The 21,747-nt window shown below is 56.5% G+C and carries 24 protein-coding genes; 12 read left to right on the top strand and 12 right to left on the bottom strand.

What is annotated here, in order from left to right; genetic code table 11:
• Window positions 1-75: 75 nt before the first annotated feature.
• A complete protein-coding gene (locus tag ABRP30_RS13190; RefSeq protein ID WP_349975358.1) occupies window positions 76-528 on the top strand; it encodes a phosphotransferase system, HPr-related protein in 453 nt (150 codons plus the stop codon).
• A gap of 2 nt (window positions 529-530) precedes the next feature.
• Window positions 531-761 (top strand): metallothionein, encoded by a 231-nt coding sequence (locus ABRP30_RS13185; RefSeq protein ID WP_349975359.1) that lies wholly within the window; start codon window positions 531-533, stop codon window positions 759-761.
• Window positions 762-844: 83 nt separating this feature from the next.
• Here the strand turns inward: ABRP30_RS13185 and ABRP30_RS13180 are convergent, their stop codons facing one another.
• Genes ABRP30_RS13180 through ABRP30_RS13160 form a run of 5 tightly spaced genes read right to left on the bottom strand, consistent with a single transcriptional unit; the run spans window position 845 to window position 5,160 of the window.
• The gene (locus tag ABRP30_RS13180) at window positions 845-1,273 is read right to left on the bottom strand and encodes a hypothetical protein (protein ID WP_349975360.1); all 429 of its coding nucleotides are present in this window, start codon (window positions 1,271-1,273) and stop codon (window positions 845-847) included.
• 29 nt (window positions 1,274-1,302) lie between these two features.
• The gene (locus ABRP30_RS13175) at window positions 1,303-2,262 is read right to left on the bottom strand and encodes a lysylphosphatidylglycerol synthase domain-containing protein (protein WP_349975361.1); all 960 of its coding nucleotides are present in this window, start codon (window positions 2,260-2,262) and stop codon (window positions 1,303-1,305) included.
• Window positions 2,262-3,464 carry a cardiolipin synthase ClsB gene (gene clsB / locus ABRP30_RS13170; RefSeq protein WP_349975362.1) on the bottom strand — a complete coding sequence of 401 codons (1,203 nt, stop codon included), beginning with the start codon at window positions 3,462-3,464 and terminating at the stop codon, window positions 2,262-2,264. Before clsB ends, ABRP30_RS13175 begins: the two co-directional genes overlap by 1 nt.
• Window positions 3,461-4,246, bottom strand: a complete 786-nt coding sequence (locus ABRP30_RS13165) for an endonuclease/exonuclease/phosphatase family protein (RefSeq protein WP_267815945.1) — start codon at window positions 4,244-4,246, stop codon at window positions 3,461-3,463. Before ABRP30_RS13165 ends, clsB begins: the two co-directional genes overlap by 4 nt.
• Window positions 4,243-5,160, bottom strand: a complete 918-nt coding sequence (locus ABRP30_RS13160; RefSeq protein ID WP_349975363.1) for a DUF72 domain-containing protein — start codon at window positions 5,158-5,160, stop codon at window positions 4,243-4,245. Before ABRP30_RS13160 ends, ABRP30_RS13165 begins: the two co-directional genes overlap by 4 nt.
• 208 nt (window positions 5,161-5,368) lie before the next feature.
• On the opposite strand from ABRP30_RS13160, the gene ABRP30_RS13155 reads away from it, so the two are divergent.
• The 3 genes from ABRP30_RS13155 to ABRP30_RS13145 all read left to right on the top strand — a co-directional run bounded on the left by ABRP30_RS13155 (window position 5,369) and on the right by ABRP30_RS13145 (window position 6,837).
• Window positions 5,369-5,920: an ATP-dependent Clp protease proteolytic subunit gene (locus ABRP30_RS13155; RefSeq protein ID WP_241803415.1), complete on the top strand. Its 552-nt coding sequence runs from the start codon at window positions 5,369-5,371 to the stop codon at window positions 5,918-5,920.
• A 123-nt stretch (window positions 5,921-6,043) separates the two neighbouring features.
• Window positions 6,044-6,304, top strand: a complete 261-nt coding sequence (locus ABRP30_RS13150) for a general stress protein (protein WP_372490461.1) — start codon at window positions 6,044-6,046, stop codon at window positions 6,302-6,304.
• A 263-nt stretch (window positions 6,305-6,567) separates the two neighbouring features.
• Entirely contained in the window at window positions 6,568-6,837 is a 270-nt protein-coding gene (locus tag ABRP30_RS13145) for a DUF6555 family protein (protein WP_349975365.1), read from the top strand.
• 36 nt (window positions 6,838-6,873) lie between these two features.
• Here ABRP30_RS13145 and ABRP30_RS13140 read toward each other — a convergent pair whose 3' ends face one another.
• Together ABRP30_RS13140 and ABRP30_RS13135 are read right to left on the bottom strand one after the other, a co-directional pair.
• Window positions 6,874-7,044 carry a hypothetical protein gene (locus ABRP30_RS13140; protein WP_349975367.1) on the bottom strand — a complete coding sequence of 57 codons (171 nt, stop codon included), beginning with the start codon at window positions 7,042-7,044 and terminating at the stop codon, window positions 6,874-6,876.
• 152 nt (window positions 7,045-7,196) lie between these two features.
• Window positions 7,197-8,066, bottom strand: coding sequence for a LysR family transcriptional regulator (locus ABRP30_RS13135; RefSeq protein ID WP_349975368.1), 870 nt, complete (start codon window positions 8,064-8,066; stop codon window positions 7,197-7,199).
• A gap of 147 nt (window positions 8,067-8,213) precedes the next feature.
• Here ABRP30_RS13135 and ABRP30_RS13130 point away from each other — a divergent pair, with 147 nt between their 5' ends.
• From ABRP30_RS13130 to ABRP30_RS13105, 6 genes are all read left to right on the top strand, one after another.
• Window positions 8,214-9,335 carry a muconate cycloisomerase family protein gene (locus ABRP30_RS13130; RefSeq protein WP_349975369.1) on the top strand — a complete coding sequence of 374 codons (1,122 nt, stop codon included), beginning with the start codon at window positions 8,214-8,216 and terminating at the stop codon, window positions 9,333-9,335.
• A gap of 23 nt (window positions 9,336-9,358) precedes the next feature.
• Window positions 9,359-9,649: a muconolactone Delta-isomerase gene (gene catC, locus ABRP30_RS13125; RefSeq protein ID WP_014756783.1), complete on the top strand. Its 291-nt coding sequence runs from the start codon at window positions 9,359-9,361 to the stop codon at window positions 9,647-9,649.
• Window positions 9,650-9,701: 52 nt separating this feature from the next.
• Entirely contained in the window at window positions 9,702-10,637 is a 936-nt protein-coding gene (catA, locus tag ABRP30_RS13120; RefSeq protein ID WP_349975371.1) for a catechol 1,2-dioxygenase, read from the top strand.
• Between the two features lie 2,435 nt (window positions 10,638-13,072).
• Complete coding sequence (locus ABRP30_RS13115) at window positions 13,073-14,404, top strand: site-specific integrase (RefSeq protein ID WP_349975373.1); 1,332 nt, start codon at window positions 13,073-13,075, stop codon at window positions 14,402-14,404.
• A gap of 73 nt (window positions 14,405-14,477) precedes the next feature.
• Window positions 14,478-14,723 (top strand): hypothetical protein, encoded by a 246-nt coding sequence (locus ABRP30_RS13110; RefSeq protein WP_349975374.1) that lies wholly within the window; start codon window positions 14,478-14,480, stop codon window positions 14,721-14,723.
• A gap of 446 nt (window positions 14,724-15,169) precedes the next feature.
• Window positions 15,170-15,778: a DUF262 domain-containing protein gene (locus ABRP30_RS13105; RefSeq protein WP_349975375.1), complete on the top strand. Its 609-nt coding sequence runs from the start codon at window positions 15,170-15,172 to the stop codon at window positions 15,776-15,778.
• A gap of 85 nt (window positions 15,779-15,863) precedes the next feature.
• Here ABRP30_RS13105 and ABRP30_RS13100 read toward each other — a convergent pair whose 3' ends face one another.
• From ABRP30_RS13100 to ABRP30_RS13090, 3 genes are all read right to left on the bottom strand, one after another.
• A complete protein-coding gene (locus tag ABRP30_RS13100; protein WP_349975376.1) occupies window positions 15,864-16,463 on the bottom strand; it encodes a hypothetical protein in 600 nt (199 codons plus the stop codon).
• A 104-nt stretch (window positions 16,464-16,567) separates the two neighbouring features.
• Window positions 16,568-17,635: a UvrD-helicase domain-containing protein gene (locus tag ABRP30_RS13095; protein ID WP_349975377.1), complete on the bottom strand. Its 1,068-nt coding sequence runs from the start codon at window positions 17,633-17,635 to the stop codon at window positions 16,568-16,570.
• Window positions 17,628-19,232, bottom strand: a complete 1,605-nt coding sequence (locus ABRP30_RS13090) for an AAA family ATPase (RefSeq protein WP_349975378.1) — start codon at window positions 19,230-19,232, stop codon at window positions 17,628-17,630. Before ABRP30_RS13090 ends, ABRP30_RS13095 begins: the two co-directional genes overlap by 8 nt.
• Before the next feature lie 149 nt (window positions 19,233-19,381).
• On the opposite strand from ABRP30_RS13090, the gene ABRP30_RS13085 reads away from it, so the two are divergent.
• The gene (locus ABRP30_RS13085; protein WP_349975379.1) at window positions 19,382-20,161 is read left to right on the top strand and encodes an HNH endonuclease; all 780 of its coding nucleotides are present in this window, start codon (window positions 19,382-19,384) and stop codon (window positions 20,159-20,161) included.
• Between the two features lie 121 nt (window positions 20,162-20,282).
• Here the strand turns inward: ABRP30_RS13085 and ABRP30_RS13080 are convergent, their stop codons facing one another.
• Together ABRP30_RS13080 and ABRP30_RS13075 are read right to left on the bottom strand one after the other, a co-directional pair.
• Window positions 20,283-20,858: a hypothetical protein gene (locus tag ABRP30_RS13080; protein ID WP_349975380.1), complete on the bottom strand. Its 576-nt coding sequence runs from the start codon at window positions 20,856-20,858 to the stop codon at window positions 20,283-20,285.
• A gap of 251 nt (window positions 20,859-21,109) precedes the next feature.
• On the bottom strand, window positions 21,110-21,604 hold the full coding sequence (locus ABRP30_RS13075) for a GNAT family N-acetyltransferase (protein WP_349975381.1): 495 nt from the start codon (window positions 21,602-21,604) through the stop codon (window positions 21,110-21,112).
• Window positions 21,605-21,747 lie beyond the last annotated feature (143 nt).

Here is a 21,747-nt window from a genome sequence, read left to right as displayed (position 1 = left end):
CGGGCGGGCAAAAAACTCTGAATTTTCCAGGCCCACTCGCAGTCGACCGAACACACCCCCTGATGGAGAGCCCAAATGAGCCGACCCGATGATCGCCAGCCCTATACCCCCAGCGAAATCGATGACACCGAGGACCGCATGGGCAGCGTGCACGAGCTGGACTTCAGTGACCGCCCGGAGGGGCGCATAGGGGATGAGCGCCCAGCCGCGGAAGTGGCGAAGGACTTCCCGGCGCGTCGCGTCGCAGAAGGTGGCATGACCGGCGGTGAGACACTGACCGACAGCGTGCATGAAGATAACGTCACCGACGACGACCTGAGCCCTGGCACCCTGCTGGATGAGACCGGCGCGCGCGACCCTTACGAACCGGGTGATGACGAAGGCCCCGCAGACCAGAACCTGCGTGAAGTCGATGCGCAGGAGATCGGTGGTGGCATTGGCCTGGATGAAGCCGAGTTGGCACGGTCCGCGCCGCTGGACGGTGAACCTTGGACGGATGAAGTGGTTGATGACGAGCCGAGGAACTGACCATGAATGAGCGGCGATGTGCCTGTGGGAACTGTTCGTGCATGGTGGACGAGAATGCCCGCATGCAGAACGAAAAGGCCTACTGCTGTGAGGCCTGTGCGTCCGGGCACCGTAACGGTGAAACGTGCCGCATGAGTGATTGCAAGTGCGGTGACGCGGCCCAGCCTAATGAAAGCAAGGTTGACAATGCCTTGGATGAAACTTTCCCGGCCAGCGACCCGATTTCCCCGTGACGGCTTCAATAGCTAGATAACTGCTGTAGCACACGCCCCAGAGCTGGCCATACCAGCTGCTGGGGCTCAGCTATGCCCGACCGTCAATGCGTTTGCCAGATCCCGTTATTACGCTCGCAATCGGCACGGGCCTGTCCAAGGCTTGGGGTGTCGTAGTAGTACGTCATCACCCGGGCTTCCTTGGACAGCGCCGGGCTTGTGGAGGCCTCGTCACGCCCTGCCGATTTCGGGTTGGCGAGGGTTTCCTGGGTCAACGGTGCGATGCAGCTACCGACACTGCCATCGGCGCAGCGCGGCACCTTGCGCTTCTCGGTGCTGAGCATCTCTTTACTTTCATTGCTGCACGACCAATTGATCGCTTCAGCCGGCATGTCGCTGAAGCTGTAGCAGGTCCGTCCCTCAACGGGCTTGACCGCTTCGCTGGAGGACCGCGTTATCACTTCGCACGCTTCAGCCAGCACTTCTGTGCTGGCCAGGACGCCCAACACCACCATCAGCAGGGATAAACGCATGTGCCACCTCCCGGGCTCAGGGCCCGTGGTCAAGTCTTGCGTAGGGTCGCTTCACCGCGTTGGCGCATGGCGCGGGCGCGTTTTTCCAGTACCAGGTAGGTGATCACCGCCAGCAGCAGCGGGATCAGGTAGTAGAGCGTACGGTAGCCCAGCAATGCTGCCACCAGGCTGCCCTGGCCCAGTTGGCCGTGCAGCAGCGCCAGGAACACGGCTTCGAGCACACCCAATCCAGCGGGAATATGCGCGACAATGCCAGCCACGCAACTGATCAGCAAGATGCCGAGTATCGAGGGGTAGAACAGGTCACCGGGCAGCAGCCAGTAAATCAGTGCGGCCATCAATGCCCAGTTGCTGGCACCCAGCGCCACCTGGCACAGCGCCAGGCGCATCGAGGGCAGGGTGATTTCATGGTCGCGCACACGCCATGTACGACGCTTGGCAAAACCGCAGGCCAGCAGATAGGCCAGCGCCACAGCCAGCAGCAGAAAACCGATCAACTGCAGCCCGGTCACACCCACCGCCCAGCTGTCCGGCAACTTGACCAGGCGCAAGGCGAACACCGTGCCGGCCAACAGCATGTAGCCCATCCAGTTGGTCAGCAGCCCCAGGGTCAGGATTTTGGTGATGGTGCCGGTGTCCAGGCCCAACCGCCCATATAGCCGATAACGCAAGGCAACGCCGCCGACCCAGGTCGTGAAGTTGAGGTTGAAGGCATAGCAGACGAAGGCCACCGGCAGCACCTGCCGCGCCGGCAGGTGGTGGCCCGTGTAGGCGCGTGCCAGCAGGTCGTAGCTGGCGAATGTGAGGTAACTGCACACTGCCAGACCCAAGCCGATAATCAACGTGCTTGGCTTGTAGTCGACCAGTGATTGGCGAACCTCGTTCCAGTCAAGGTTGCGCGCCAGCATGTACAGCAGCGCCGGAATCAGCACGATGAACAACAGGGTCAGCAGGCGCTTGCCCCAGATATGCCAGTCTTTGTGCTTCATCAGGTATTGCCCTCGTGCAGGTCGCCCTGGGCCTGGACTTCAGGCTGGACAGATTTCAAGCGTTGCCGGTGCGCCGGGAACCAGCCGGCAATGCGCGGGAAGTAGCGGGTGAGGTGGAAGCCGATGAAGATCAGCGGCGCCCGCCACCAGTAGCCACGGATCATGCGCTCCAGCGTCACCGCCTTGCAGTGGTCGCTGGCGAGCGAGGTCAGGTGTTGGTAAAGGTGCTGGTTGAATGCCCGATCACGTATCAGCAGGTTGGCCTCGAGGTTGAACGACAGGCTCAACGGGTCAAGGTTGCTGGAGCCTACCGTCGACCATTCATCGTCCACCAACGCGACTTTGCCGTGCAGGGGGCGCTGGCAGTACTCGTGTATGCGTACGCCGTCACGCAGCAAGTAGTTGTACAGCAGCCGCGACAGCGCGCGGACCCAGCGCATGTCCGGCTGGCCCTGGAGGATCAGAGTGACCTCTACACCGCGGCGCGCTGCATTGCGCAATTCACGCAACAGGCGGTAACCGGGAAAGAAGTAGGCATTGGCAATCACGATGCGTTGACGTGCCGCGCGCACGGCTTGCAGGTAGCAGGCCTCGATATCGCTGCGGTGGCGCGTGTTGTCCCGTTCGACCAGCACAGCGCTGATTTGGCCAGCGGGCTGGGTAAGCGGGCGCACCTGGCTAGGCGGTTCAAGCACCGGGGCCATCAGCTGGCGGCTGGAAGCGTGTAGCTGCGCCACCACCGGCCCGCGCACTTCCACCGCATAATCCTGCTTGGCCATCGGCCCATAATCGCCAAGGTGATCGGCGCTGTAGTTGATCCCGCCAATGAACGCCAGCTCGCCATCGATAACGACGATCTTGCGGTGCAGGCGCCGGAACAGGTTGGTCCGCATGCCGGCCACCCGCGGTTGCGGGTCGAATGCATGAAACCGCACACCTGCTTCTGTCATGGCCGCAATGAACTCATCCGGCAGGTCGGCTGTGCCGTAACCGTCCACCGCCAGCTCCACCCGTACGCCGCGGCGCGCCGCCTCGATCAGCACCCGCTGCAGCTGTTGGCCGACCTTGTCGTCGAAGATGATGAACGTTTCCAGCAGGATCTCTTCGCGCGCCTGGGCCATCGCCTCGAACACACGCGGGTAATAGCCTTCCCCATTGATCAACAGCTCGACGCTGTTGCCCTCTACCCAAGGTTTGTTCACAGATCGATCTCCGCAGCCAACGGTGCATGGTCAGACAAGTGTGACCAGGGATAATGAGACAGCACTTGCGCCTTGCTTGGTTTGGCATTGCGCAAGTAGATACGGTCCAGCCGCAGCAGCGGCAAGCGCGCCGGAAAGCTGCGGGCAGGGCTACCGAAGTGCTCACCGAACGCTTCCACGAGGCGTTGCGAGAGCACAGCATCGGCCTTGAGGCGCCAGTCGTTGAAGTCCCCGGCGACAATCACAGGTGCGTCGGCAGGCAAGCTGTCGAGCAAGTCGAGCAGCAGGCTGACCTGGCGCTGCCGGTGGGCTTCACGCAACCCCAGATGCACGCAGACGGCATGAACCGACTCGTGGCCTGGCACGTCCAGGCGGCAGTGCAGCAGGCCGCGCTGTTCGTTGCCATGGATCGATACATCGAGGTTGCGGTGCTCGGCGATTGGGAATTTGGACAGCAGCGCGTTGCCATGGTCACCATGCGGGTAAATCGCATTGCGGCCGTAGGCGAACTGCGGCCACATGCTGTCTGCGAGAAATTCGTACTGCGGGGTGTCGGGCCACTCGGCATGGCGCAGGGCATGGTGCTCATGGCTGCCGTGGACTTCCTGCAGGAACACAAGATCGGCATCGGTGGCGCGCACTGCCTCGCGCAATTCGGGCAGGATGAAACGCCGGTTCAGCGCGGTGAAGCCTTTGTGCACGTTGATCGTCAATACGTTGAGACGATGCACCGTGGTGATCCGGTCGATGACGCTGGTGGGTGTAGGCAATGTCTTGTTCACAGTTCCACCTGCGGTGTGACACCCGGTTCTGTCACCAAGTGGCCATTGAGATCCATCTTGTCCAGAAGGCGGCGTGCATCGTAAGGGGCATGTACCTTCTGGTCGTTGTCGAAGTAGCAGTACACATCCCGTGAAGCACGCCGGGGTGGCGGCTGATCGACGATCAGGTGGGCATCATCCGGCTGCTCGCCGCGGCTCCAGCATTCGATACGCTGCTTCCAACGGCGCAAGGCGCGGGCGGTGTAGCCGCTGCTGTAAAGCTCGACATCGCCATGCAGGCGCAGGTACACGAAGTCAGCGGTCACGTCTTCGACATAAGGCCATTTACCCGCGCTGTCGGCGACTACGAGCGCCACCCGGTACTTGCGCAGCAACTGCACGAACGTCTCGCACAGAAAGCTCTCGTTTCGAATTTCCACCGCGTGACGCAGGCGGGTATTGCCGTCGATGGGACTGCCGCCATTGTGCTGTAAACGTTCTGCACAGTTGCGGGCGAAGGCGTTCGCCGCCTGGTGGTCGTGAGGCAACAGCGCCAGGAAACGCTCGAAGCGGTCCGCGTCGAATTTCATGTTCGGGGGGAACTGCCACAAAATCGGCCCAAGCTTATCGCCCAGCGATAGAAGGCCAGATGCAAAGAAGTTGGCCAGCGGCTGTTCGATGTCCTTCAGGCGCCGGCCGTGGGTGATAAAGCGGGGCCCTTTGACTGAAAAGACGAAGTCGTCCGGCGTATCGTCCCGCCAGCGCTCATAACGTTCCGGGGTCTGCAGGCTATAGAACGACCCGTTGATCTCTATGCTGTTAACGGCGCGCGAGGCAAAAGCCAATTCATCATCCTGCCGCAGGCCATTGGGGTAGAAGTCCTTGCGCCAGGGGCCATAGCGCCATCCGGATATGCCGATGCGGATCTCGCTCACACTGTGGTCCTCATTGCTGTCCCATTATTAGCGACACGCAGCGACCGCAAACGGTTCAGGATGGTTGACCAGTGGCGATCTGGCCCGCGCCAGGGAACTTTGCACCCGCTCACGTTTCCACCGCAAACCAGGCCTGAAGAATACCTTGCGCTGGCGCAAAGAGAGGCCTGTTCACCCTACGGGAATGACCCCCACGTTGGAGGTAAGCATGGCCCGACACATCATTCACTTCACCGGCCCGATCAATTCGTCCACCTGTGGCAACCTGATCAGTACCTGCTCCAAAGTGATGCACCAGGGTGGCGATGTGCTTCAGTTGAACATCGCTACGATGGGCGGCGAATGCAGCTATGGGTTTACCTTGTACAACTTCCTGCGCGCCCTGCCGGTACCCGTGCACACGCACAACCTCGGCACCGTGGAATCGATGGGTAACATCCTGTTTCTGGCGGGCGAGCGCCGTACCGCCTGCGCGATGAGCAAGTTCCTGTTTCACCCATTTCACTGGACATTACACGGTGCGGTCGACCATGCGCGTATGGCCGAATATGCGATGAGCCTGGATTATGATTTGCGGCTGTATGCCCAGATCGTTGCCGAAAGAACCGCAGGCAGTGCCGAAACGCTGGACGTTCAACGCTACCTGATGGCTTACCCGCGGATACTGGACCCTCAGGAGGCACTCGATAGCGGCCTGATTCATGCCGTCGATGAGATGCCGATCGATTCGCAGGTGACCCAGTGGAGTGTGCATGCCTGACATGCGGAGCATGGGCAAATAGGCTGGTACGCAAACATTTTCCCAGGCGGTGTTTCGTGCCACCGGTCAGCTGCCCACGATCGAATTGAGTATTCCTGTGCTTCGACGGTTCGGAAAAAGGGCATGGCAGAGATTCATGCGTCCCACCATCCCATCGCAAGGAGAAACGGCATGGCTCGTGATCAAGAGCGTACTGGACAACGTGGCGGCACCAAGGAAACCAACCCGGGCAACTTTGCCAATGACCGTGAACGGGCTTCCCGTGCAGGCCAGAAGGGCGGGCAGGCGTCGGGTGGCAACTTTGCCAATGATAGGGAGCGCGCCTCGCAAGCTGGCCGCAAGGGCGGGCAGAGCAGCCATGGCGGGGGGCGCCAGACGAATTGAAGGGTCGCGGTCGTCGAGGCCTGCCGGTGCTACCAGCGGCCTCGGCCTCCGACCTTGCAGGGACACCCAATCATCCGCGCATTGGCCTATGGCTCGATGACCAGTGGGGCGCTGCAGCAAGGGAGTCCTGCTACTTGGCGATGCACCTAACCCGCTGCTTTGCGAGAGGGTGCAGGCAGAAATTGTTGGACAATTATTTTGAATCTTTCCCAATGGGCATCACTCAATGAATGAGTCATCCATGGAGAGAGGAGGGCCCCGTGATGCCTAATCCCCAGCTGTACATAATTGACTACCAACTGCATGGCCAGCCACGCAGTTTCATCATCCGCATGGAGCGGATGGATAATACCGAAGCCTGGCATTGGGCCAGTTGTGATGCGGGTGTTGGCATCATTCCTAAGTTCGGCCGCGAAAAAATCAAGAAAGTCAGTAAACCCATGGCTGAACGCTATGGCATTACCGCAGTGAGTTGGCGGCTGTCTGGGGGTAAACCCAACCAGCCGGTCAGTGACTCTGCAATTAGCAGTTGAGGGAAATGGAGCGGGTTTCTCGCCCGCTCCCTAGCGTCAGGCGCCTGATTCGGGGTCGCTTGCTGGTACGCCTGGATGCTGCTCTTCATCATCGGTGAGATTCGGGTCAGCATCCGGGTCGTCCACTCGATCGTCAGGCTGGTCCGGATCCAGTTCAGGCCAGTCATCTTGGGCATTACCGCCGCCCATTTTCATTAGTGGGTTCATCACGGTTCTCCTTGGCGTCAGATGCACTTTGGAGTGCGATCGAGCGACAGATGATCAGCCGGCGTAATGGGAAAACCGACAGATGGATCACGACCGCAGCACGGTTTTTATCGGCCGACTTTGCCCGAATTGCCAGGTGGGGCAGGGTGTCATTAATTGATGGTCGAGATGATTGCCAGGCAACGCCGAACGATCGGGCTGATGTCACTGGCTCGGCGACTGAGGATGATTGGAGAGACGGCTTGGCTTTCTTCCAGCCGTGCGTAGGTCAAGTCGGCGCGGTGCTGCTGCTGGACCGAGGCGGGGACGAGGGTAATGCCAAGCCCTGCCGCCACCAGACCCAAGGCGGTCTGCAACTCGTTGGCCCATTGGGATACCTGGATGCCCATGCCATGGTTGGCGAATAGCGCCAGTACATGGTCGGCGTAACTGGGCCGAGGGTTGGCTGGGTAGAGTACGAAGCGTTCCTTCGACAGACGTTCCAGCGTTATCGGTTGGCCTATCAAGTGGTGCCCAACGGGTAACACCGCAACAAGTGGGTCTTCACGCAACACCTCCTGATGGATAGCCGGGTCGTCGAAATGAATCCGGCCAAACCCTATATCGATGCGGCCGCTCTTGAGCGCCTCGATCTGCTGCAACGTGGTCATCTCCTGCAGCCCCAGCTCCAGGTCTGCATCGCGCCGAAGTTCTCGAATCAGTTCCGGCAGCACGGCATACAGGGTTGACGGGGCGAATCCTATGCCTAGCCATTGGCGTTGACCTTGACCTATGCGCCGGGTGTTTTCGCATAACTGCTCAAGCTGTTTGAGCAACGTGTCGCTCTGCTCATAAAAAAAGCGGCCGGCTTCGGTCAACTGCAACGGTCGACTGCGCTCCAGCAATGCGGTGCCCAAATGCTCTTCCAATTGTTGAATCTGCCGACTCAGGGGCGGCTGGGCGATATGCAGGCGTTCTGCCGCGCGGGTGAAATTCAGGGTCTGCGCAACGGCCTGGAAATAACGAATATGCCTGAGCTCCACAATACCTCCCAGGTATGGTGCGAGATTGAAACAATATTGGACTCAACGAATGTCGAAGGTCGATCCTAAGGTACACGAAACAAGATCCTATGGGTATTGAAGCCTTGTTGGCGATCCTTACCTCTACCTTGCGAGATGGAACCTGAAATGACAGCAGCCCGGATCGAGCGCCTTGATACGATCATTGTCGACCTGCCGACCATTCGGCCACACAAATTGGCGATGCACACCATGCGCGGCCAAACCTTGGTCATTCTTCGCTTGCTGTGCAGCGATGGCATCGAGGGTATCGGGGAGGCCACCACCATCGGCGGGCTCGCCTATGGCAACGAAAGCCCGGAAAGCATCAAAAGCAACCTGGACAGCTACTTCGCGCCTTTGCTGATCGGCCAGGACGCGGAGAACATCAATGCGGCAATGCAGCGCCTGGACAAAGCCATCAAGGGCAACACATTCGCCCGTTCTGCAGTGGAAACGGCGTTGCTCGATGCCCAAGGCAAGCGCCTGGGACTACCGGTCAGCGAGTTGCTGGGCGGCCGGGTGCGTGATGCGCTGGAAGTGGCCTGGACCCTTGCCAGTGGTGACACCGGCAAGGACATCGAAGAAGCCGAGCGTATGCTCGAGCAACGTCGCCACCGCATCTTCAAACTCAAGATTGGCGCCAACGCACTCGCGCATGACCTTGCCCATGTGGTGGCCATCAAGAAAGCCCTGGGCGACCGCGCCAGCGTCCGTGTCGACGTCAACCAATACTGGAGCGAGTCGCAGGCCATCAAAGGCTGCCAGGTGCTGGGTGAAAACGGTATCGACTTGATCGAACAGCCGATTTCACGGATCAACCGGGGAGGGCAGGTGCGCCTGAATCAGCGCAGCCCTGCGCCCATCATGGCGGACGAATCCATCGAAAGTGTCGAGGACGCTTTCAGCCTGGCGGCCGATGGTGCTGCCAGCATCTTCGCGCTGAAGATCGCCAAGAATGGCGGCCCCCGCGCCGTACTGCGCACGGCCCAGATCGCCCAGGCAGCCGGCATTGCGCTGTATGGCGGGACCATGCTGGAAGGGGCTGTGGGCACCCTGGCATCGGCACACGCGTTCATTACCCTGGATCAGCTGCAATGGCACACAGAGCTGTTCGGCCCGCTGCTGCTCACCGAGGAAATCGTGACCCAAGCGCCGGTGTACCGCGACTTCCAGCTGCATGTTCCTGCCACGCCGGGCCTGGGGTTGACGCTCGATGAAGAGCGCCTGGCCAGATTCCGCCGTACTTGAAACCTTTATAGGAGATTGGGCAAATGCTGTTTCACGTAAAGATGACTGTAAAGCTGCCAGTGGACATGGACCCGCAAGTGGCTGCCCGCTTGAAGGCTGATGAAAAGGAACTGGCCCAGCGCCTGCAGCGTGAGGGGAAATGGCGTCATCTGTGGCGCATCGCCGGCCACTACGCCAATTTCAGTGTGTTCGATGTGGACAGTGTCGAAGCGCTGCACGACACCCTCATGCAACTGCCTTTATTCCCCTACATGGACATCGAAGTGACCGGCCTGTGCCGCCATCCTTCGTCGATTCATGAAGATGATCGCTGAGCGTCGCCACGCTCGCTGTTGTGAATCATAAGAACAAGATGAGGATCCCATCATGACTGTCAAAATTTCCCAAACCGCCGACCTGCAGGCGTTCTTCAAACAAGCTGCCGGGTTGGATAACGATCAGGGTAGCCCTCGGGTCAAGCAGATCCTGCTGCGCATCCTGCAGGACAGCGCACGCCTGATCGAAGACCTCGAGATCACCGATGACGAATTCTGGCGCGCCATCGATTACCTCAACCGCCTGGGTGGCCGTGGAGAGGCCGCGCTGCTGATCGCCGGCCTGGGCCTCGAGCATTTCCTGGACTTGCTCAACGACGCCCGGGACGCACAGGTCGGCCACACCGGCGGCACCCCGCGTACCATCGAGGGGCCTTTGTACGTTGCCGGGGCCCCGCTGTGCGAGGGCGAGGCACGCATGGATGATGGTACGGAGGACGGCGTTGCCACCACGTTGTTTATCGAGGGCCAGGTCATCGACCTGCAAGGCAAGCCGATCGCCGGGGCCATCGTTGACCTGTGGCAAGCCAATACCAAAGGCAACTACTCGTACTTCGACAAATCGCAGTCGGCGTTCAATCTTCGCCGCCGCATCGTGACCGATGCCGAAGGCCGTTACCGGGCCCGCAGTATCGTGCCCTCGGGGTATGGGTGTGACCCGCAGGGGCCGACTCAGGAGTGCCTTGACTTGCTCGGGCGTCATGGGCAGCGACCCGCGCACATCCACTACTTCATCTCGGCACCGGGGTACCGCCATCTGACGACGCAAATCAACCTGTCAGGGGATAAGTACCTGTGGGATGACTTTGCCTATGCCACACGCGAAGGGCTCGTCGGCGAAGTGAAGTTCATCGAAGACGCTGGCTTGGCGGCCAAACGAGGCGTGGAAGGGCGTTTTGCCGAATTGTGCTTTGACTTCCAACTGCAGCCTGCGGTTGAGACGGGTGGAGAACAACGGAGCTTGAGGCCGCGGGCGCTGCAGGTTTGAAGCAGAGCAGGATGTCGTTCTTTTCTCGAAGATCCAGGATTGGTCATTGCCCATAGGGATTCGATTGGGAGTTGAAGTTGATAGCCGGGCAGGGGCGTTGGCGCTGCCCGGGAGGCTTACGAGTCGTTTGACATGGAGGCGAAATCGCCTTGATCTAAGTAAAATTAATCAAGGCGGTACCACCATTAACATGTAGCAAGGGCTGGTAGATCATGGCCATCCCAATATAACTAAACTAAATGAATATTTAGTGTAGTTATTCCTTAGATTTATATCATAAGGGCAGGGTAGCTGATCTGGTGAGCTGGGGGTAGCTCATGTGTGATCGCTAGCACTTACGTTTTCACGATAGCGTTCAAAAGTGAGCTACGGGTAGCTCAATTGGTGGGCTACCTTCAGCGGCGGTCACCATTAAGGAGCGCATTCAATGACTCACTTTCCAGGCTGGATGCTTGGAAGCGCCCTTAAATAGGTCAAGCACTGAGCTTGCGGACGTCCAAAACGTCCTGATGTGGCTATGGTAACTGCAGCGATCGGTATGGGAATCCTGCTAAAAAGCTTATTTCCGTGCCTGATCAGCACCGAGTTACGTCCGGCGAAACCCACAAGCTCGACGTGTTAGCACTCAAAGCGGCTCACCAGCACCTGCAGTCAATCGGCAATAATCCACCCAAATATGCCCGCAGCGATTCGCAAGACCTTGGCCCTGGATAGCCAGGAAGGTTCGTGCGACGTTATGGGGATGTGTCACCAACAGCCGGTATCAGTACGAGTGGACTTGCTGAAAGCTTTCCAATCCGGCGCTGATGAGGTTGCTGCGGTGGACGTCGGCGAACGTGGTTGGCGATTGCAAGCAACGAGGCTCGCAGGATCAATTTGTGGTGAATCACATCGCTGAGGTCCAGGCCCGAGCTGCAGCGCGCGTGATGAAGGCCAGCGCCTGGCTCCAAATCTGCCCACCCACGGCCCCGGTAGCTCCATACGAGGGTGCGCATAATGCATATTATGTTAAATAGCGTATCTTGGTACTGCTCCATGACATCTGTGTCGCTTGCTGCACCAATCGCGTTTTGAGTGGAAAGTCGCCCCTAACGGCCTCAAGCCCTTGTATTCCGGGCGCTTCAGCACACCGAATGCCCTGAGCCGGCCTGATCGTTCAATGAAATGAGTGGAAAAATCCTATGGCCATTGAAGCCTAAGATACTGATTTAACTAGATTTTTCATAAATTGCTCCACATGGAATAGCTCCCTTGCCCAAGGAGAAATTAGTGGAGTCAGATTAGAGGATGCGAAACCTCACCAACCCTGGAGCCCGCGTAACACAGGGGCCCCAGCGACATTTAAAGATTTAAGTGGACATTCCGACTCACCAATTCCTAAGACGTAATGAGTGGACATTCCATGCAAAAACCAACCCGCACAATATTCTCTATATTTTCAATCTAGCCCCTAGCGGCTTTGGGCCGAATCAAACGGAGCGCCCTAAACCCATCACGGCTGCCGCTGTTAAACACGCTCAAACCCTCGTAATTCCTGGCCTGCACCATATCCACCTAATTGCGCACACGGATTCCAGATGGCACTCCTGCTCCTCGAAAACACTCTTATCGACACGGATGTCGAAACGATAGCACCGCACAGCCTGATCGACGCCTCCTAGGATTTTGCGGTCATCCTTCAAAACAATGAATGGAAATTCCATACGCCGATTCCCGCCCGAAACTCCCTGCCCCCCCTAAATCGGGGGGGTTCCTATGATTCAAAGAAACGAGTGGACATTCCAAATGGTTTTTCCGTTTAAATCTTTGAATGGAAAAACCATTCGTGATTTTCCATTTTTTCTTGGGCTCGGAGTTTCCCGCTAGGATTTCAATTATTCGCAATAATTATCGAACAATTGACACGGTGCGCTGAATGAGTTTTAGGAAGTCAGTGCGAAATTCGCAGTAGCCACCGCTAGCCATAACGTCGACAGTGATCCACAAAACGCGGAGAAGATGTAAGCCTGGCAATATCGACTTAAATACTCGAATTCGTGTCTACGTCAAAATGCAGAGTGTCCGATGGTCGAGGCCTGACAATGAGCAGGCAAGCTAACCAAGAAACGAAATACCAATGAGCCAAAAAATCAGAGCGCCCAATTACAAAAATAGATAGTCCGAATGGGAGATTTAAAACAATTAGCGGAAAAACCGTGTTGCGCACAGATAGCTATATTGAAATCATCTGTCAAGCCATGTCATAAGCTTTTTCAGTCGAGGAAGTGAAAGTTGCATCGTTGGCTGTCAGAGGCTAACATCGATCAATGTCAATCGATTTTGGACAGAGGAGACGAAGGCGCATGAAACAGGCACATCCACCCTGCCCTAACTTCCAATTACTTCCATTACTGGAAGTTTCTTATTACAGCAAAACCACACGGTAACGCACCACAATGTCTACGCAGCCAATGCCTCTATTCGAGTCTTATGAAATCTTTATTGATTTGGACTTTAGTTTGCGTACACCTGGTATGGCTTGCGTGCGTGACTACATCGAGAAGTTTCCAGCTCCAGTAGACGCCATCAAGGGCTACCTAACAGCCCGTGACTTTCTGAGAGCTTTTTCTGATAACAGCCTGACATTCACTTCTTATAGAACCCATGTAGAGCGGCTGCTGCTATGGGCACTGATCATCAAGCAGAAGCCTTTTGATCAGCTCAAACGCCAAGATGCTGAAGACTATCTGGAGTTCTGCCGTAATCCTCCAGCGGACTGGATTGGCCCGGTCGTACGTGGCCGGTTCGTGACCAGTGATCAGACCGAGTCCGCTTGGGGTGATCCTGTCATGCCAAACGAGAAATGGAGGCCGTTCAGCCTGAAGCAATCCAAGGACTCATCGAGTGAACTGAAGTCAGCACTCGACGCTTCCTCGCGAGATGCAAAGCCTGGCGTGAGCTCGAGCGTCACTCGTTATAAGCCTTCTCCTAGTACCCTAAACCAGATCTATACGATCTGCAGCCGGTTCTTTGAATACATGATCGAAGACGGGACAGCTGCGGCGAACCCTTTCCGGATGATCAAGAAGCGCTCCCTCAACCGTGGAACGCCGCAAGAGGAGGGCTCGAATCGCGCCCTGACGCCCTTGCAGTGGGACTACGTGCTGGAGACCGCCGAACGGATGGCTCATGATGAGCCAGAGCGGCACGAGCGCACTCTGTTCATCGTCGCTACACTGTTTGCGATGTATCTCCGGGTCTCCGACATTGTTGGCCGGCCGAATTGGCATCCGGTCATGGGTGATTTTCGCCAGGATCCAGAGGGCAATTGGTGGTACCACGTGGTCGGGAAAGGCAACAAGGCCGGGAAGGTCGCAGTCAGGGATGAGTACGTCTCCAATTACCTGACGCGCTACCGCCGGTTTGTTGGTCTGTCGCCGTTGCCAGAATGGAATGAGCAGACGCCTCTGCTGATGACGCTTCGAGGTCGCTCAGGACTATCGGGGCGACAAGTGCGCGCCCTACTCCAATCAGTATTCGATAACGCTTTGGCGCGTATGCGCGTTGAGGAGCGTCAAGAGCATGAAATGAATAGCCTGCGTGCAGCTTCTGCGCACTGGCTGCGACATACCTCTGCGACGTTCGATGCGCCGCTGCGTAGCCCTAAGGATCTGCAGATGGACTTGCGCCATAGCAGTCTCAGTACCACTCAGAACGTCTACTATCACTCGCATGACCAAGAACGTAGCCTTTCTGTGCGAGGTGTCGGCATGCGGGACAGGGGCTAAGAGCCCCACCTTCTCCATAGTAGTTGCGGGCGGAAATTTAAACTCTAGCTTCATTCCTAGGAGGCTGTGCGCCATGGATTTCTTGTATTGTATCTGGGATATCATCTTCCCGGATCTCAGGCCAAAGAGTGAGATTAGGCGTGAGCGCGAGTTCATCGAAGCACTCAACCAACTCAGAACCTTGCGGGTCACTGATCGCGGCGGGATGTCGATTGATCCCGAGGAAATCCGCGAACAGGTCTTGCGTAGTCGTGAAGCCGCAATGCATTTAGTCGATCCGACACACCGGAAGCGCTCAAGAACGAGGGGTGAGGACTGACAGTCTGTCCAGCACCCTCCCCTAATCACTCTTTCTAGCGTTCTCCTTAGGGGACGGCTGTTGTGAACCAAGCCACCCTTCGGGCTGCCATCCTCACGCCTTCAGCCGCAGGCCTGCGCGCTCCGCTTGCGGGAAGACATGAGTGTCTTGTTGCGCTTTATCTCCATACCAACGAAAAATGAATGAGCATTTATCAAAGATGCACTGCCGGTTTAGCGGCCAGCAACGATGTGCTGTATATGGTACGCGAAGCTACTTCCCATGCCGTATACAGTACATTTCTTTGTTTTGGACTGTTTTGTATTGATCTCCAAGCAGACCAGGTTCTGCTCGCGTTGAATTTCCCCCCGTAATGTTTGTGTTATCTTGCCAAGCCTACATTCGCGCCTTTACTTAAATGCCCCACCGTGTGCGCGCTGCTCGAAACAACACTTTGTTGAGATCTAATGGCCTCTAATCGCTCAATATTCCAGATTTTCAACGGCGCCGACGACTCCAGCTGCATCCGCATGCCGCAAAACCAGCTTGATTCAACGCTCTACATGCACCAGGTACACACACTGGCGTCCAACCTCGAGAAATTTTCGGCCGACCGTGCCAAGGCACGCGCCCAATACCCATGGGCAACCCGATTCGCCATGGGTCATCCCCTCGCCCCCTGGCAGCGCCCGGCTGTGTGGACGGATGAGCAGAAGGTCAGGTTCATTACCTCGATTTGGATGGGGGCAGACCTTGGTTCGTACTTGGTCAATGACTGGTATGCGTATGCCGATCGCACTGGAGCGTTTGCGATCAATAGTGAGGTGCTGCTGGACGGCCAACAACGCCTTACCGCTCTAGAGGGTTACCTGCTTGGGGAGTTTGGGGTGCCTGATGCGCTAGGCCAGGTGAGGTTCTGGTCTGAGTTGAGCAATGCAGAGCGCCGGCGATTCCTCAACACGCCTTTTGCCCAGGCCCGGGTGCACTCGGATGATGAAACGGCGCTCAGACAGGCCTACGATCTTAGGGCGTTTGGTGGCACGCCTCACTCCGAAGACCAGCGAGCATCTGCATAACCGGTCTCAGCTAAACAGAGGGCTCCAGCAAGGGGGCCCTCTTTTTGATCTCCAACGCCACTGCTTCCCGCGCGGCCAGAGATCATCAGCCAGTCCGACAGGTCTCACCTAAAGCTGCCTCTTGAACGCTGTGCCAACGAATCGACTTTCCGTTGACCTCCCACCTCCTGTGCCTCAGACCGAAGGCAGCGCGTACTAGCCCAAGATACAGCAGCTCGACCTGTGTCAGAGATAGTTGGTGATGCGATTCCCCCAGCTCGAGTACAAATTCATCCCGCTGGCTGACCTTGATGAAGACCACGTTCTTTGGAAAATCAGGGTCTTCACCCTCACCCTCGTAAAGCCAACCCATCGCAAGAAACTTCACGTCTCTGAAATCGGCTGAGCTCACTTCACTCACACCGAATTTTTTTGATTGAGGCACAGGTATGGGGGTTACTGATTCAACCTGATGCTCTGCCCAAGGGGTGACGGTGTCCGCTCCTGAACGCAAAGCGGATTCGTAAAGGCCTGATGCAAGCGCGTCTGCTTGTACCGCGGACAGATCGTAGCTCTCGCCCTCGAGCGTCAAGGAGATACGGTTTCCATCTGATGTGTGTACCACTGGCAGCGATGAGTCGTTGCACGATTCGATCAATTGGACAGGGTCGATTTTTGAAGGTGATGCGGTTGTTTGATCAGTCAAAGTACCAGTCCCGATTTAGAGGTCTTCACTACAACAACGGTACAAAATCGCGAAAACTTTAGCCGGACTGGCAACTTTTTGATTGGATGGAGCGGTTCAAGTGGTCAGGGTTCCCAGACCGGCAGAGTCGACTTGCCCGGCTTGTCGATCACGATTGCAAGACTCTGCTTTGCGCGTGTTGCAGCGACATAAAATGCGGCTGCAGAGGTGGCTTCGAGGCAGGCTCCCTTCTGAATGAAAGCCGTGATTGGCCCTGTGGGTACGACTAGCACACGCTCGAACGTCGCGCCCTTGGAGACCTTGAAGTTCATATAGTCGAGGGCAAACTCCTTGCCGGATGCTGCCATGGCACGAAGGCATTGCGGTCGGTACTGTTGAACGTATTGGTCAACGTGCTTTGAGTGCACCAGGAACACACCGTCATGGTCTGAGACCTCGTGGTTTTCTGAGGTGGTGCTTGGAAATTCCCAGGACGCATCAAAAATGGTGTCAGAGAACGTTGCAATCTCCGTCCGACAGCGATAGGTGACTGTCGCGTAATTGATGCTCAACAGCCCTCCTTGCTCGCGTTCCTGGAACCATTCAAGAGCGCCGGCGTAACCATACTGCTTATTCTTCTGGCCCCTCGGGTTGGTCGACAGCACGGCCTGGCGAACATCACCGACCATGCGAACGTCGATTCGAGAGTGCAGCAGATCATGGATGATCTCCCAGTCGTAACCACTCAGATCCTGAACCTCGTCGATCAGAATCTCGTCGTAGAGATGCTCCAGGCGGCGAAGCAACGCAGGTGTTGCAGCCATTAGCTCGCGCGCCAGGCGGCCGAGCTCGCAGCCGTAGATCTGGTTGCTTCCGTCCATGAACCTTTGCTTGCCCTTGGCGAACCTGTAGGGGCGCCCTTCGAAATTGAAGCCCCCTACCCGTTCACCGGGAAATTTCACCGGCAGGAACGGCTTCGCAAAGTGGCGAAGTAGAAACGTGTACCAACCCAACACCTCGATGTTGTGGAGATCACCAGCCTGTGCTCGAAGCCGATGGGAAAGCTCTTGCTGATTTGTCTGGGTAAACGTGGCGACAAGGACGCGGCGATCACTGGGCAGACCTTTGCAGTGATCTACGAGGCCCTGAGTTTTTCTCCCGCCGGCGACCGCCAGGGTCAGATGGTTAGGCATTGTGAATGAACTCCGCCGCGGCCTTCATATAAGGAGGTGGGCTGAAGGCTTCGGCAGATTCGGCGATTCGAATTGCACCCTCCGTTTTCTCACGTGCCATCCACGTCAGTAATACGGCTGACTCTTTGATGCCCAACGTCTTCCGTAACTGAGGTTCACCGTTGGCGGTGATGAGCTGCGGCTCAAGCGTTTTGCCGTGAACGACATCACCGATGAACAGATCTCTGCGTTTCGCCTCCAACCACTTCTCAACTGGTTCACGCAGCTCGTTTGGATCTATGCCATCGTTGTCTCGCATTACGGCGACCGGCTTGTTGATCGCAGCACAAAGCTCTAAGCACCGAGCCAGTGCTAGCCCGCGCATGCTGATGACATCAATGCCATGGGCCATCGGGCGAGCATCGTACAGATCCTTATAGACACGCTCGAAGATGATCTCATCAGATGGCCCCTCAACCAGGACGACTCTTCTCGCCAGTACGAGACGGAGGGTGTCGTAGCCTGGAAGCTTTTGGAAGTAGCTCACCGTTGTCGGATCGAGCTCCGTGATCTTGGCCGCGCTGTTGCGGTGGAGTAGTAGCAACGCATTGAGGCCAAGCCGGTTCAAAACGTAGGTGCTGTGGGTAGAGATGAAGAGCTGCTGCTCCTCCGTGGCCAGGTCTTCAATACGGTCGAGCAGTGTCGTTAGGCTGGTGTGTGAGAGGTGGTTCTCCGGCTCCTCGATCATCACGATTTTCACGCTTGAAGAATGCCGTTTCATCGCGAGGGAGATCTTGATTGCGGCTTGCTGCCCCTGGCCAGCCATCGCGAACGGAAGGCCGTCGACGTGAGGAGTGACCACGCTATCCCAGGATGTACGGGACGTTTGATCCATTGCTAGCGCCATAGGCTCTGACTGCAGTGCAGCGCCAAGACCCTCGAGGCGCTTGTTCACCGGCGCCAGCGCTCCTTCAGTCATGGATGCTTTGACGCCTCGATAGTCCAGCGAGATTTGCGCCTTCTCAGCCGACTCCAGGTGATCGCTCAGAATTTGTCGAAGGTGATAGTCAACCCCAGCGGCGGACTTGACCGTCCGAGAATCGATCGTGGCCACCGAAAGCGCCCGCGGGCGCCGAGTGAGCTCGTTGTCAGCAAACGACCGCCATTCGTAGGTGTAATACTCAACGGGCAACAGGGGTGATGGATCCTTGAGCCACTGATCCAGCTCGTCCTGGTATTCCTCGTTCGGGAAAATGGAGAGGAATACCCCCGGGCACACGTTGGTCGGCACGTCCGCATTCACCGCACCGAGTAGCACCTGCAAATCGGCTACATCTTGTAGATAAAGCTCAATCAGAATCTCCGGGAGCTTAGGCGTCTTCCCTGCATCCAGTAGGGCCAGAAACTCAGCCACCATTTGAGTGTTGAACCAGTGTGGGTTCAATTCTTCGAGGATCCCTCGTCCACCTATCCGGCCGTTCAGCGCCAGCGAGATGGCCTCCATCAATGTGGACTTCCCTGCGTCATTGTCACCGACGAGGATGTTCACGCCTGGGTTGGGTTTAAGCTCGAAATCTTTGTAGATGCGATACCCACGGATGCGGATTTTTGTGATCACAGTCGACGTTCCTTGGCGAAGTGCTTTTGTATGGCGCTTTGATGGCCGTGTGGCCTGATGCTATAAGCGGAGCGCTAACGTTGTCGACTCCGTCACGTTCCGTACGTCCCTCACCACCCCTTCCGGCACTCCACGCACAGGATCTGCGTATGACTACTCCCTACTACCCAAGCCGCAAAGCGTTCATAGAGTCCTTGGGGGCGACGTGTAACAACTGGACGTGGAGCTGGTCGTTTGTGAATCACCAAAAGCGCCAGATCATTTTTGGCGCATGGGATATCCACATAAGTGGCGGTCGTTCACTCCTTCTCAGCGAGGATTGGGAAATCGAAAATGGACGTCGAAACCATGGTTACTCGCAGAGCGTCGAGCATCTCAGGTTGGTTGGAGAGGAAGGATACGAACTCTATACGTTCAAGATTACACACTCGGATGAGCGCCAGGATGAGGACGGTGCTGGCCCTGCAAAGATCAAAGATTTTGAGCGCTCCATCACGCGTAAATGGCTATTGAAGCAGGATGGCGACTGGTTTGCGTACGACGACCTGCCGATGCCTGCACTCCCTGAAGAGGTCAGTCAGCCCGAGCTGTACCTCGAGGGCGCTGTCCGAGAGGTAACGGTTAATGCCTATGAGCGTAGCGCTCAGGCTCGGGCAGCATGTATTGATCACTACAAAGCGGTTTGCTTTGCGTGCAAATTTGACTTCGGACTGGCTTATGGCGAGGTTGCTGAAGGGCTCATCCATGTCCACCACATAGTTCCTCTGAGTACGATCGGCGCAGAGTACAAGCTCGATCCAATAAAGGATTTGATCCCGCTGTGCCCGAATTGCCATGCGGTGGTGCATCGTGGATCGGAGGTTATGAGCATTGCGAAGCTTAACGAGCACCTGGCTGAAGCAAAGAGACGCTCTGCCCCTGGGGCCTGACCTCATGGTTTGTAACGTGGTTTTTGGAATGTAACGTGGCTGATGTTACATTCCAGAAACTACGTTACAACCCCCTAGCCTCGGGCTTCTGCACGAGAATCACCCCCCTCTGCAGGCAAGCCTATTCGTCAGCCATCGCTGCGAGGTACCCGGCAATCTGAAGATTCTCGATCAGCCATAGCGCATCCACAATACTGAAAGCAAACGCTCGGTTGTCGATGCTGATGCATGGAAGGCTAATTTCTTCATCAAGCGCTATGCAAACCCTATGATACCTAGATCCGCTGCTGGGATTATCCGGTCGCTCGAAGTCCGCAGAGGCCACGAATTCCCAGCCGTGGGTCGTCCCCTTGAAGACATGCATAGAGGGCAAGGAAGTAGAACCCAGCCGCTTTGCCATGATCTGTTGCCATATCTCACACCCCCCCAAAAGATCTTTCTGCTCATCATCTGGTTGTAAAACACCCAGCTTTGCGTAGATACCAAACGTTTGAAGCAGATTCTTCGAAATCTCTGTGGATTGCTGTGCGCTGAAAGCGTATTCAGATCCATCTAAGGTTAGGTATACGTGACCGCCCCTGGTGGCGACTTCCCCAATGAATGCGCTCTTCAGTCCGTATCCCTGCCAGTGTAGAGGTCGGATAGACTCAAAGGAGACTTTACTACCTGCTGTTGAAATTCCTGGATCACGATGCATTGAAAATTCCACTTCCACCTATTCAAGTTGTTATTTATATATACGGCTGCCCTTAGTCAAACCTTTAGGAAAAATAAATTAATTTCTGCCTCGCTTTGTCTTGACGAATGCAAGCATTGAGAAATGTGCATCTATCTGCAGTCTTTCGGTCAATGACTTCGATTCATTAGAAGAAACGTCACTTATTTCGTAAGCGTCTAGTCATCACGCATTGACACTGTCAGCCCTGAACCGAGCCATCTGAATGATGGTCAGAGCGCTAGACGCATCTTAATGGGCTGCTCAAGCTTGCCGCACGCAAGAGTGCACGGCGGAAGGTCTTCCAGGCGGGTAAAACCAAGCTTTTCGTAAAGTGATCTGGCAGGCTTGTTTGACTCAAAGACACTGAGATCCACCGAGGTGAAGCCCGCACCTCGGCAATGCTCAATCACGGCTGAAAGGAGAGCAGTGCCGTGGCCATTGCGGCGATATTCCCGTTTCACTTGCATCCCCAGAACACCGATGCTATCGCTACCGCGAGGTCGGCAGAAGCTTTCCGGGTAGGCCTCCGCCGAGCCCACTATTTGACCATCATGCTCTATCACGTACACAGGCCAAGATTTTTTTACAACTTGCATTAATGCTCGCTCTATTGCTTCTAGAGGGGGCGGGATTGAGCGAGCTGAGTAAAGGCCTTCGGCATTTACTTCACAAAAAAGCGAGTAAAATCCGTTGATGTCATTTAGGGTAACCTGCCTAACTTCCATGTTTACCTCATCAATAGTCTTCAGAACCCCGCTCGCTGACGGTCGCATTCGGACGCCAAGCGTGGGGTAACCTTACTTCTCCCATTCGCTAACGAATTTCTCCAAATCATCAGAATGCGAGCTAGCTTCTACTCGTATGGATC

Origin of the sequence: Pseudomonas sp. WHRI 8519 (assembly GCF_040224055.2) — a bacterium.
In the GTDB taxonomy this organism is placed as follows: domain Bacteria; phylum Pseudomonadota; class Gammaproteobacteria; order Pseudomonadales; family Pseudomonadaceae; genus Aquipseudomonas; species Aquipseudomonas putida_X.
The sequence above is the reverse complement of the archived record's forward strand: the minus strand, read 5'-3'. Positions and strand labels throughout refer to the sequence as shown.